Genomic DNA, 12,285 nt, shown 5'->3' with positions numbered 1-12,285 from the left:
GCGGTCACCGGAAGAACGGCCTGGCCGACGCAGCCGGTCTTCGGCCCATGCACCGGACGGAGCACACCTCGCCCGACTGCTCGCGAAAATCTATAGCCAGCGATGTAGACATCCGCGATCTGTGTGGGTATGGTTTCTGTCGTAAGCACAGCAGTCGACAAGGCGCGACAGACACGAACTGGCGCGAGCAAGACGGCAAAGCAAGACGGCAATAGGGTTCCGAAACCAGCAGTACAGGTGCAGGAACCGACAGCCGGGAAGAGCCCGGAGCTGCCGAGCAGTACCGCATGTGTAGTACCCGGTCAGTACAACCCGTAGGAACAGGAGGCAACGCCATCAGGATCGCCCGGACGGCACATTCGTGTCCGGGTGGGCACTTCAGGCCCCGGATTGGAAGGTGGTCCCCGGTCAGCAGTCCGAGATCCCCGCGCCACGGCACAAGACCAGCGCGGAAAGTAAGCCGACGTCACGTCGGTAGGTAGATGGTGTTAATTCCTCAGGGCCCGGTGCCGTACGGCACCGGGCCCCTTACCGCGTTCCGGCGCAGATGAGGTGCAAGTGACAGGCAGTATCGATCCCACTCCGGCCGACCGGCTGGACGATGACGACTACCCGGCCTACACCATGGGCCGAGCCGCCGAGATGATCGGCACCACCCCCGCCTTCCTGCGAGCCCTGGGCGAAGCCAAACTGATCGTCCCGCTGCGCTCCGAAGGCGGCCACCGCCGCTACTCCCGCTACCAGCTGCGCCTGGCCGCCCGCGCCCGCGAACTCGTCGATACCGGAACCCCCATCGACGCCGCCTGCCGCATCATCGTCCTGGAAGACCAGCTGCAAGAAGCCCAGCGGCTCAACGAGCAAATCCGCCAAGGCGCCCAAGCAAGCCCCGCGTAGTTCCACAGCAGAAGACGTTCGTCTTGGTTGGCGGTCGACGCCGCGGAAGCCGTAGGTGCACTTCGAATTCAAAGCAGTAGGATCGTCTTCCCGGGCATGTCGATCGCGTCCGGGAGGTGTTGTTCGATCCGCTGTCCGGTGAAGACCTCACTGCCCGGGCCCATATGCGCGCCGCGCCGCCACGGTCTGCCAAACCTCGCGACGGACGCAGCCGCACCCACCGAAAAGGCGGACGAGGCGATGGACCGGGTACTGCTGGCGGACTTTCTCCGGGCCCGCCGCGAGGCTCTGCAGCCGGAGGACGTCGGGCTTCCCCGTGGCTCCCGGCGTCGTGCCGGTGGGCTGCGCCGCGAGGAGGTCGCGGTGCTGGCCGGCATGTCGGCCGACTACTACAGCCGGATCGAGCAGCAGCGCGGTCCGATGCCGTCAGAGCAGATGCTTGACGCCCTCGCGCGCGGGCTGAAACTCAGCCCGAGTGAGCGGGAGCACTTGCTCGCTCTCGGCGGGCACTCGGCTGTCCGGCGTGTCCTGCGCGACGAGCGAGTCAGTCCCGCCATGCAGCGCATCGTCGAGCGTCTGGCCGACACGCCCGCGATCGTGTTCTCCCAGTTCGGCGAGGCGTTGCTGCAGACCAGCGGGGCGGTTGCCCTGTTCGGTGACTACACCCGTTTCAGCGGCATGTCCCGCTACCTGGTCTATCGCTGGTTCGCCGATCCGGCGCAACGTGCCATCTATCCACCTGAGGATCACGACCTTCGCGGCAGGGTCTTCACCGTGGATCTGCGGGCGGTGTACACGGCCGACCCCGCGGGCACGGCCGGCGAGATCGTCGAGGCGCTGCTGGCGGTCAGCCCCGAGTTCGCCGAGGTCTGGCGCCGGCACGAGGTGGACGTGACCCACCATCACGAGCTCAAGCGCTACCTGCACCCGGAGCTGGGCGAGCTGGAGATGTACAGCTGGCGGCTGATGGATCCCGACGAGAGCCAGGACTTGCTGGTCTTCATGGCCGAGCCCGGTTCCCCGAGCGAGGAGAAGCTTCAGCGCCTGACCATCGTGGACGGCGGCAGTGTCGCGCCGGTGATCTGAGCGTCCGTTTCGGCGCTCGTCGGTGCTCGTCGGCGTCGGCACGGCAGCCCGCTTCCCGGACCGGTTGTCCAGGGACAAGTTGTCCGTGGACAAGGTGGCCCTTCATCCGGTTCCTGGTTCGCGCCATGCTTGACCCATCGGACGCCGCAGCGCTGGTAGAACACCAGATTCTCCTGGTCTTCACGCCTGCGGGTCATTCACAAGCCAGGCTTGCTTCAGATTCGAAGCATGCTATGGTCGGCAAGTGCTTCGAAAACGAAGCACATGTCGGAGGAGAGAAGAGAGTTCGTGATGAAGGCAGTGCGTTTCCACGAGTACGGCGACCCGACCGTCCTGCGCTACGAGGACGTCGAGCAGCCCACCCCCGGACCCGGCCAGGCTTTGATCAGGGTCGCCGCGACGTCCTTCAACGGGGTCGACGGCAACATCCGCGCCGGGTTCATGCAGGGGCCGATCCCGGTGACGCTCCCGCACACCCCGGGCATCGACGTGTCCGGCACGATCGCCGCGCTCGGCGCGGGCGTCGCGGGTTTCGAGGTCGGTGACCAGGTCGTCGGGTTCCTGCCGATGACGGAGGCCGGTGCGTCCGCGGAATACGTCGTGGCCCCCGCCGATATCCTCGCGTCGGCGCCCACCGGCGTCGCCTTGGCCGACGCCGCGGCGCTGCCGACCGTCGGCCTCACCGCGTGGCAGGCGCTGTTCGACCACGCGAAGCTCACGGCGGGCCAGCGCGTGCTGATCAACGGCGCGGGCGGGGCGGTCGGCGGCTACGCCGTGCAGCTGGCCAAGAGCGCCGGCGCGTACGTGATCGCCACGGCGAGCCCGCGCAGCAGCGACCGAGTCAAGGCCGCCGGAGCGGACGAGGTCATCGACCACATCACCACCGCGGTCGACGCGGCGACAAGCCCGGTCGACGTGGTGCTCAACCTCGCGCCGATCGAACCGGCGCAGCTGGCCGCGCTGCTCGACCTGATCCGACCGGGCGGTGTCCTGGTGAACACCACCGTGTGGATGCCCGCGCCCAGCGACGAACAGCGCGACGTCCGCGGCATCGACCTGTTCGTCCGCAGCGACGCGCAGCAGCTGGCGCACCTCGTGGAGCTGGTCGATAGCGGCGAGCTGCGTGTCGAGGTCGCCCGGCGGGTCCCGCTGGCCGAACTGCCGGCCCTGCACGCCGACGCCGCCGCCGGCAACCTGCCCGGCGGCAAGGTCGTCGTCCTCGCGCCTGATGCCTGATGCCTGATGCCTGATGCCAACCTGACCGACGCTCGAAGGAGGACCACAATGCTCCCCGCTGACGACCCGTCCCGTTCGTTGACCGTGGCGAACCCCGACGACCCGAGCACGACCTACATCTCGCTGGTGGGCAACACCTACGCCATGCTGATCACCGGCGAGCAGACCGACGGCCGATACTGCCTGATCGACATGCGCGTCCCCGACGGAGGCGGTCCGCCGCCACACCGCCACGACTTCGAGGAGATGTTCACCATCCTCGAAGGCGAGATCGAGTTCACCTTCCGCGGCGAGAAGCACACCGTCCACGCCGGGTCGACGATCAACGTCCCGGCCAACGCGCCGCACAACTTCCGCAACGTCTCCGGCGCACCGGCCCGCATGCTGTGCATGTGCACCCCCGCCGGCCAGGACGAGTACTTCATGCGCATCGGTGACGTCGTCGCCGGCAAGGACACGCCGCCGCCGCAGCTGTCGCAGGACGAGCTCGCACAGCGCCGCCGCCTCGCGGCCGAGCTGGCCGAGACCTACCGAAGCGAATTCCTGTAGCTCACCTCGTAGTAACGGAAGTCAGCAGACGACGTCTGCTAGTGGTTTCGGTTTTCCGTGTTCGAGCGAACGCGCTGGCCACCTGGTGTTTTACGCAGCAGCCCGGCCATCACCGGGGTAGCACGTTCGGGTCCGGTGAGCGCTTCGAGGCGTTGGTGCGCGAGCTGGCCCGCCCGATGAGCGAGCAGGCCTTCCGAATTCTCGGTGACCGGGCGCACGCTGCCGGCCGTCGTTTCACACGGTATCCCTCGAGCCCGGCAGCGTCCGGCAACGTCCGGCAGAGCAGTATCTGCCGGGAACGGGCTGGACAGCGTGCCCGCGATACGGCGTGAGGCGTCAGTGCGTGCGTACGTGCGTTCGCCGGCGGCGGCAGGGTCCACCGGCCTGTGCCGGTGTCAGAGGCCTGGCAGCCGGGTCTCCGGCTGGTGCGACACCGTGCACGATGCTCGCCGGCCAGATACGGCGTAGGGTGGAGCCGTTGCTCGGGACCCCGGTGGCTGTCTGCTCGCCGCCGTGACCGTATCCCGGATCAGAAGGCATCGTGATGATGCCTCACCTGTTCATCTCCTCGACGAGTGCCTTGGTGTCGTGCGCATGCACGGCGCCATCGACTCGGTCAATGAGCTGATTCTCCGACGCGGGCGCTGCGGGTTTGCTCGTTGCCCGAAACCTGATCTGTACCTGATCTGTCGGCGCTCGCGCGTCGAGGGTTCGGACCCTACGCACTTTGAGGAACGTGAGTGTGTTGGTCGACATCGCTGACGATCGCCAGAACGCCTCCCCGAGTCCGGGCTCAGCGGATCTTCCCGCAACCGGACCGCCACCTGTGCCCGATACCGGAGGTGAGATTCCTGACAAGCGCGAGTTCGGTCTGCCGACGGCCACTGCGCTCGTCGTCGGAACGGTGATCGGCACAGGCGTTTTCGCGCTGCCGAGCGCGCTGGCTGCCTATGGCCCGATCAGCCTGGTCGCGTTCGTGCTGATCACCATCGGGGCGCTCGCGCTGGCGTTGACCTTCGGGGCCCTGTCCAAGCGCGTCCCGGGCTCGGGTGGGCCGTACGTCTACGCCCGTGACGCTTTCGGCGACTTCGCCGGCTTCCTCAACGCCTGGTCGTACTGGATCACGGCCTGGGCCGGCAACGCCGCGATCGTCGTGGCGTGGGTCGGCTACGTGGAGGTGTTCTGGAACAGCGGCCACGCCAAAGCATGGTCGATCGCGATAGCGATGCTCGGCCTGTGGATCCCGGCGGTCGTCAACCTGTCGGGCGTGCGGAACTCGGGCATCTTCCAGGTCGTCACGACGGTCCTGAAGTTCATCCCGCTGCTGTTCATGGCCACGATCGGGCTGCTGTTCATCAAGTCGCACAACTTCGGGCCGTTCAACGCCAGCGGCACCTCGGCCGGCGGCGCGATCTCGGCGGCCGCCGCGATCGCCTTGTTCAGTTACCTGGGCATCGAGACCGCGTCCGTGGCGGCCGGCCGGGTACGCAGCCCGGGGCGCAACGTCGCCCGGGCCACCGTTCTCGGCACGATCGCCTGCGCTGTGGTCTACATCCTGGGCACCGTGACCGTCTTCGGGACCGTGTCCAACGCGGCGCTGAGGAAAACCAGCGCTCCCTTCACCGACTCGGCGAACGCGATCTTCGGCGGCCAGTGGGCGGGCAAGGCCGTCGCGATCGCCGCGATCATCTCCGGTCTCGGCGCCCTGATCGGCTGGACGCTGATCGTGGCCGAGATGCCGATGGCCGCCGCGCGCGACCGGCTGTTCCCAGCCGCGTTCGCCCGCACCCGCCGAGGCGTGCCCGCGTTCGGCATCATCAGCTCGACCGTCCTGGCCACAGTACTGACGGTGGTCAGCTACACCAGGTTCGACAAGGTCTTCACCACACTGGTGCTCCTGTCGGTCCTCACCGCGGTCATCCCGTATCTGTTCAGTGCCGGGGCGCAGTTGTACTGGCTGCTGACCCGCGGTCGTGACGCCCATTGGGCCCACCTGATCCGCGACTGCGGGGTGTCCGGTCTCGCCTTGGTCTTCACGTTCTGGTCGCTGGCCGGCAGCGGATACCAGGCCGTCTACTACGGCCTGTTCTGCCTGCTGCTGGGGCTGCCGGTCTACATCTGGCTCAAGGTCGGGCGCGACGAGTACGGCGAGAGCACCGTGATCCCCGTCGGCACCGTCGAGCTGCTACCCGCCTCCAGCGGTGCGTCACCACATCTCGTGTCTGCCGACGAGGACCCGCTCCAACCCGCTGCCACCGCATCCGGCCACTGACTTGCCCACCGTCATAAGGAGACTGCCGTGCCCACCACCCTCGGAGTGCATTCCGAAGTCGGCCAGCTGAAGCGGGCCATCGTCCACCGCCCCGGTTTGGAGTTGAGCCGCCTGACCCCGGGCAACCGCGAAGCGCTGCTGTTCGACGACGTGCTGTGGGTCGCTAAGGCGCGCCAGGAGCACGACACCTTCGTCCAGGTGTTGCGCGACCGCGGTGTCGAAATCCACCACTTCCACACCCTGCTCGCTGAGACCCTCGCGATCCCCGAGGCCCGGGCGTTCGTCCTGGACCGGGTCTGTACCCCGGAGCAGGTCGGGCCGACGCTGGTCGAGCCGCTGCGCCGGCTCGCCGAAGAAGCCGACGCTCCGACGCTGGCCGAACTCCTCGTCGGGGGCGTGATCCGGTCCGACCTCTCGCCGATGCAGGTCCGCAGCCTGCGTTGGCAGACACTCCGGCTGGACGACTTCGTCCTGGCCCCGCTGCCCAACACCATGTTTCAGCGTGACAACTGGGCCTGGATCTACGGCGGCCTCACCATCAACCCGATGGCCAAGGCCGCCCGGCAGCGCGAATCCCTGCACAGCCGCGCCGTCTACCGGCACCACCCGCTGTTCGCCGACGCGGAGCTCCCGGCCTATTACGGCGACGACGATGTGAGCCACCAGCCCGCGACCCTGGAAGGCGGCGACATCCACGTCCTGGGCCGGGGCGTCGTCCTGATCGGAATGGGGGAGCGCACCACCCCGATGGGCGTGGAGATCCTGGCCCGGGAGCTGTTCCGCACCCGGCAGGCCACCACCGTCATCGTGGTGGAGCTGCCGAAGTCACACATGTTCATGCACCTGGACACCGTGCTGACGATGCTCGACACCGACACGTTCGTCCGCTACCCGTACCTGGACCCGGCGGCCATGAGGACCTGGGTCATCGAGCCCGCGGACCCGCTGGAGACCTTCGAGCACGACACCGGCGGCCTGCACGTCGAACACCGCGACGACCTGTTCGCGGCCATCGCCCGGGCCCTGGACGTCGAGAAGATCAGGGTCCTGTCCGCCGCCGACGACGCCCTCGCCGCCCAGCGCGAGCAGTGGGACGACGCCAACAACTTCCTCACCGTCGCACCCGGCGTCGTGGTCGGCTACGAGCGCAACACCGTCACCAACGACATGCTGCGCGACAACGGCATCGAGGTCCTCAGCATCCCCGGCAGCGAACTGGGACGAGGCCGAGGCGGCGCGCGCTGCATGACGTGCCCCATCCAACGCGACGGCATCTGAAGCCCCGCTCGTACCGCACGCCCCTGATTCGCAGCGAAAGGACCCCTCCCGTGACCATCGCCATGACGACCCGTCACCCCGGCAGCCTGCTCAAGGAACTCGACCTGAGCAAAGCGCGGTTCCTGGCGCTGATCGCCCAAGCCGCGCAGCTGAAGCAGGCCAGGGCCGCCGGCACCGAACACCCCCGGCTGACCGGCCGCAACATCGCGCTGGTCTTCGAGAAGAGCTCCACCCGCACCCGCTGCGCGTTCGAGGTCGCCGCCCACGAGCAGGGCGCCCACGTCACCTACCTCGACCCGACCGGCTCCCACATCGGCCGCGACGAGTCGATTCCCGACACCGCACGGGTGCTGGGCCGGATGTTCGACGGCATCGAGTTCCGCGGCTACGCCCAGGACACCGTGGAGCAACTGGCCGACCACGCCGGGGTGCCGGTGTGGAACGGCCTGACCGACGCCTGGCATCCCACCCAGATGCTCGCCGACATCCTCACCATGACCGAGCAGCACCCCGGCCCGATCGAGGAGATCGCCTTCTGCTTCCTGGGCGACGGCCACAACAACGTCGCCCGCTCCCTGCTGATCACCGGTGCGCTGCTCGGCATGGACGTACGCATCGCCGCCCCGCGCTCGCTCTGGCCGCCCGACGAGGTCATCGCCACCGCTCACCGTCTCGCCGCGGACAGCGGCGCGCGCGTCCTGGTCACCGAGGACGTCGAGCAGGGTGTGGTCGGTGTCGACTTCGTCTACACCGACGTGTGGGTCAGCATGGGCGAGCCTTATGAGCAGTGGAGCACCCGGATCCCGACGCTGCTGCCCTACCGGGTCACCGAGAAGGTCATGCAAGCGTCGGGCAGGCAGGACACGAAGTTCCTGCACTGCCTGCCCTGCGTCCACGACACCACCACCAGGCTCGGTCAGCGTCTGTTCGACCAGTTCGGCCTGGACGGCGCCGAGGTCACCGACGAGGTCTTCGAGTCCGTCCGCTCGGTGGTCTTCGACCAGGCGGAGAACCGGCTGCACACCATCAAGGCGGTCATGGTCGCCGCTCTCGGGCGGGACTGACATGCGCATCGTGGCCGCGCTCGGTGGGAACGCGCTGCTGCGCCGTGGTGAGAAGCTCGACGCCGCGATCCAGATCGACCACATCCGGGCAGCCGCGCTGGCCCTGGCCCCGTTGGCGATGGAGCACGAGTTGCTCATCTGCCATGGCAACGGCCCGCAGGTCGGGATGCTGTCCATGGAGAGCGAGAACGACGCGTCGCTGACCCGTCCCTATCCGCTGGACGTCCTGGTCGCCCAGACACAGGGAATGATCGGGTACTGGCTGGCCCAGTGCCTGCGCAACGCCGGGGTCACCAAGCCCGTCCTGAGCCTGGTCACCCAGACGGTCGTCGACCCGGCTGATCCGGCCTTCGCCGACCCCGCCAAGTTCGTGGGACCGGTCTACACCCTTGAGCAGGCAAAACAGTTGGCTGATCGGCATGGCTGGTCCATAGCCGCCGACGGGGACAAGTGGCGGCGCGTCGTGCCCTCGCCGGCGCCGAAGCGGATCGTCGAACAGGACTCGATTACCGGGCTGCTCCGGGATCAAGCAGTGGTCATCTGTGGCGGCGGAGGCGGAGCCCCGGTGGCCGGCGACGGCTCCGGACAGCTCCACGGCGTCGAAGCGGTCGTCGACAAGGACCTCACCTCGGCCCTGCTGGCGATCGCCGTCGAAGCCGACCAACTGCTCGTGCTCACCGATGTCGCCGCCGTGATCAAGGACTTCGGCACACCGCAGGCGGCTCCCATGAGGCACTTGAGTCCTCGGGACCTGGACCGGCTGGAGTTCCCCGCTGGTTCCATGGGCCCCAAGATCGCCGCCTGCCGCCGCTTCACCGAAGCCACCGGCCGGCCGGCGGCCATCGGATCGCTCACGGAGGCGGCGGCGGTCCTGGCCGGTACCGCCGGAACCACCATCAGCGTCGACGCAGCCTGACCCGCCAACCCGGCCGGCCGGTCGCCCGGCCACACCACGGAGGCACCATGATCGAGGCACGACACCTGAGCAAGAGCTACGGCTCGACACGGGCCGTGGACGACCTGAGCTTCACGGTCGCCGCCGGGCAGGTCACCGGGTTCCTGGGCCCCAACGGCAGCGGGAAGTCCACGACGATGCGCATGATCGTCGGGCTGGACGCCCCGTCGGCCGGCGAGGTCACCGTCGGCGGGCGTGGCTACGGCAAGCTCCGATTCCCGCTGCACGAGGTCGGCGCCCTGCTGGACGCGAACGCCGTCCATCCCGGCCGCAGTGCCCGCAACCACTTGGTCTGGCTCGCCGACTCCAACATGATCCCCCGAAGCCGGGTCGACGAGGTCCTGGGAACGGTCGGCCTGAGCGAGGTGGCACACCGCCGGGCCGGCGAGTTCTCCCTCGGCATGGGACAGCGCCTGGGCATCGCCGCGGCGCTGCTCGGCGACCCCGGGGTGCTGATCTTCGACGAGCCGGTCAACGGACTGGATCCCGAGGGGATCCTGTGGGTCCGCCACCTGCTGCGCTCGTTGGCCGATGAGGGGCGCACGATCCTGGTCTCCAGCCACCTGATGTCCGAGATGGCCCTGACCGCCGACCACCTCATCGTCATCGGCCGGGGCAAGCTGCTGGACTCGGGCAGCGTCGCGGACTTCATCGAGCGTAGCGAGGGACACCATGTGCGTGTCCTGACACCCGACGCCTCCGCGCTCGCCGACCTGTTGCGGTCCAAGGGCGCGGGCGTCACCGCCGACGGCCCCGAAGGGCTCGCGGTCAAGGGCATGGAGTGCCGTGACGTCGGGATCCTCGCCGCCGGGGCCGGGCTGACCCTCTACGAGCTGTCCACCTGGCGGGCCTCGCTGGAGGACGCCTTCATGGAACTCACCGGCGAGCACGCCGACTTCCGTGCCACCACCGGCAACCCGCAACGGAGCGCGTCATGACCCAGACCCTCGTTCCCGCGACACCGGCCGCGGGTCCCTCCCGGCCGACCCCCGGGCTGCACCGGGTGTTCTTCGCGGCCTGCCGATCGGAGTGGACCAAGCTGCGTACCGTCCGCTCCACCATCTGGGCCCTGATATTCGTGGTCGTGTGCGTCGTCGGTGTCGGGACCCTCCTCATCGCGCTCACGGTGAGCCGCTGGGACCATCGCCCGTTCCTGGAGGCGGCGGGTTTCGATCCGCTGCTCTACAGCTTCGCCGGGGTCAACCTGGCCCAGCTGGCCGTCGGAGTCCTGGGCGTGCTGGTCATGACGTCCGAGTACGCCACCGGCGCGGTCAAACTGACCTTCGGCGCGACGCCGCAGCGGCGCCTGGTGCTCGCCGCCAAGGTCACGACGTTCAGCGCGGTGGTCGCCGTGGTCGCCCTCGTCTCCTGCGTGCTGACGTTCCTGATCTGCCAGGGGATGCTGGCCTCGAAGCACGCCGGCCTGTCGATCACCGATCCCGGCGTCGCGCGCGCCGTGGCCGGCGGAGCCCTGCACCTGGTCTTGATCGGGGCCGTCGCCGTGGGCGTCGGCGCCATCTTCCGGCGCACCGCCGGAGCGATCGCGGTGCTGTTCGGTGTGCTCTTGATCCTGCCCGGTCTGGTCAGTCTGCTGCCGTCGCCCTGGAACGACACCATCGTCAAGTTCCTGCCCAGCTCGGCGGCGCAGGCGATGTCCGCCGTGATCCACTTCCCCCAGCTGCTGGGACCCGGCGCGGGCCTGGCCGTCATCTGCGGGTACACCGCCTTGACGCTCGGCATCGCAGCCTTCGTCCTCGTACGCCGTGACGCCTGACGGCGCAGTGCGCCTCGTTCCGAGGCCGTGGCCGACCCATGCGACCGGCTGATCGCCGAATCAGATCGAAGGGCCGTCCTGGGCAGGCGCCACGGCCACGGCGAGCGTGTCCTGGGCCGCGGCGGCTGGAAACGCCAAGTCGAAGACCGTGGTTCGCACCAGGGCGATGGCCTGGTCCAGCGCGTCGATCGCGGCTCGGAGCCGATCGTGGACCTGGTCGCTGGCCTCCAGGGCCAGCGCGCCGTGCAGGTCCAGGCTGGCCGCGAACATGGAGTGGATCACTTGGTTGGTCAGGCCGGCGGCGATACGTTCCCGCTCGGCGTCCAGATCTCCATCGGCTTCCATCGCACTGGGCACCGACGACCCGTCCGCCTGAATGCGGAATGTCATGGTTGAGCCACCTTGCCATTGAGGCAGGCAGCACAGCGGAACCGGGACCGACGGGGTCCTGGCCTGACCGCGACTCGGCGAGGCTGCCTTTCTGTGGAGCATCTGATTTGATCCTAGGCGCACTGTATGCGCACTACAAGCCGCAACGGCAAGGGAGGGCGGCTGAGGTGCCGGATCGGCCGGCCGCGACGCTGCGACAGAGGTCCCGGATATGCCAGGACCTATGGCACTGCTCTGATACCTGCGCTGGGTGTTGTGTGGAAGGTGAGCAGAAGGCGGATACGTCTTCTGGATAGGAGTTCCCATGAGCGAGTCCACTCGCCGTGCACAGTTCCCGGCCATGCCGGAACTGAGCGACCTGACCGATCCGCTGCAGCAGCTGTTCGGCATCCGCCCGCAGTCGCCGTACGGCATCCGTATCGAGACGCACTACGAGACCGACGCCTACGTCGTCCGGGGCGAGATGCCCGGACTCGACTCCGCGAAGGACTTCGAAGTCGCCGTGACCGACGGCATGCTCACCCTGCACGCCGAGCGCAACGAGCAGCAGCAGGACCGCCAGCACTCGGAGTTCCGCTACGGCGCGTACAACCGCTCCGTGCGCCTCCCGGACAGTGCGAAGGCCGAGAAGGTCACCGCGACCTACGACGACGGCATCCTGACCGTCCGGGTTCCCCTGGACAAGCCGGTGAAGGCCGCCAGCCACAAGATCAAGGTCGCGTCTGCCAAGTAGTACCGGGTCGTACCGGGTAGTACCGGGCGTCCGCCTCGGAGTCCTCGTGACTTC

The 12,285-nt window shown here is 68.4% G+C and carries 12 protein-coding genes; 11 read left to right on the top strand and 1 reads right to left on the bottom strand.

Annotation, left to right across the window (positions count from 1 at the left end; all coding sequences use genetic code 11):
- The first annotated feature begins 624 nt into the window (after positions 1–624).
- The 10 genes from ABH920_RS07120 to ABH920_RS07075 all read left to right on the top strand — a co-directional run bounded on the left by ABH920_RS07120 (position 625) and on the right by ABH920_RS07075 (position 11,108).
- Positions 625–894, top strand: coding sequence for a MerR family transcriptional regulator (locus ABH920_RS07120; protein WP_370348549.1), 270 nt, complete (start codon positions 625–627; stop codon positions 892–894).
- A 240-nt stretch (positions 895–1,134) separates the two neighbouring features.
- Entirely contained in the window at positions 1,135–1,980 is an 846-nt protein-coding gene (locus ABH920_RS07115; protein WP_370348548.1) for a helix-turn-helix transcriptional regulator, read from the top strand.
- A gap of 291 nt (positions 1,981–2,271) precedes the next feature.
- Positions 2,272–3,216 (top strand): NADP-dependent oxidoreductase, encoded by a 945-nt coding sequence (locus ABH920_RS07110; RefSeq protein ID WP_370348055.1) that lies wholly within the window; start codon positions 2,272–2,274, stop codon positions 3,214–3,216.
- A 48-nt stretch (positions 3,217–3,264) separates the two neighbouring features.
- Positions 3,265–3,765: a cupin domain-containing protein gene (locus ABH920_RS07105; protein ID WP_370348054.1), complete on the top strand. Its 501-nt coding sequence runs from the start codon at positions 3,265–3,267 to the stop codon at positions 3,763–3,765.
- A gap of 826 nt (positions 3,766–4,591) precedes the next feature.
- Positions 4,592–6,037, top strand: coding sequence for an APC family permease (locus tag ABH920_RS07100; RefSeq protein ID WP_370348053.1), 1,446 nt, complete (start codon positions 4,592–4,594; stop codon positions 6,035–6,037).
- Positions 6,038–6,064: 27 nt separating this feature from the next.
- Entirely contained in the window at positions 6,065–7,315 is a 1,251-nt protein-coding gene (locus ABH920_RS07095; RefSeq protein ID WP_370348052.1) for an arginine deiminase, read from the top strand.
- 62 nt (positions 7,316–7,377) lie between these two features.
- Positions 7,378–8,379, top strand: coding sequence for an ornithine carbamoyltransferase (argF, locus tag ABH920_RS07090; RefSeq protein WP_370348547.1), 1,002 nt, complete (start codon positions 7,378–7,380; stop codon positions 8,377–8,379).
- Between the two features lies 1 nt (position 8,380).
- On the top strand, positions 8,381–9,295 hold the full coding sequence (locus ABH920_RS07085) for a carbamate kinase (protein WP_370348051.1): 915 nt from the start codon (positions 8,381–8,383) through the stop codon (positions 9,293–9,295).
- Positions 9,296–9,342: 47 nt separating this feature from the next.
- Positions 9,343–10,272: an ABC transporter ATP-binding protein gene (locus ABH920_RS07080; RefSeq protein ID WP_370348050.1), complete on the top strand. Its 930-nt coding sequence runs from the start codon at positions 9,343–9,345 to the stop codon at positions 10,270–10,272.
- Positions 10,269–11,108: an ABC transporter permease gene (locus tag ABH920_RS07075; protein ID WP_370348049.1), complete on the top strand. Its 840-nt coding sequence runs from the start codon at positions 10,269–10,271 to the stop codon at positions 11,106–11,108. Before ABH920_RS07080 ends, ABH920_RS07075 begins: the two co-directional genes overlap by 4 nt.
- Before the next feature lie 60 nt (positions 11,109–11,168).
- Here the strand turns inward: ABH920_RS07075 and ABH920_RS07070 are convergent, their stop codons facing one another.
- Positions 11,169–11,498 carry a histidine kinase gene (locus tag ABH920_RS07070; RefSeq protein ID WP_370348048.1) on the bottom strand — a complete coding sequence of 110 codons (330 nt, stop codon included), beginning with the start codon at positions 11,496–11,498 and terminating at the stop codon, positions 11,169–11,171.
- A 304-nt stretch (positions 11,499–11,802) separates the two neighbouring features.
- Here ABH920_RS07070 and ABH920_RS07065 point away from each other — a divergent pair, with 304 nt between their 5' ends.
- Positions 11,803–12,231, top strand: coding sequence for an Hsp20/alpha crystallin family protein (locus tag ABH920_RS07065; protein ID WP_370348047.1), 429 nt, complete (start codon positions 11,803–11,805; stop codon positions 12,229–12,231).
- Positions 12,232–12,285: the final 54 nt, after the last annotated feature.

The organism is Catenulispora sp. EB89 (assembly GCF_041261445.1).
Taxonomy (GTDB): domain Bacteria; phylum Actinomycetota; class Actinomycetes; order Streptomycetales; family Catenulisporaceae; genus Catenulispora.
Note: the sequence above shows the minus strand (reverse complement) of the source record. Positions and strands in the feature narration are given on the sequence as shown.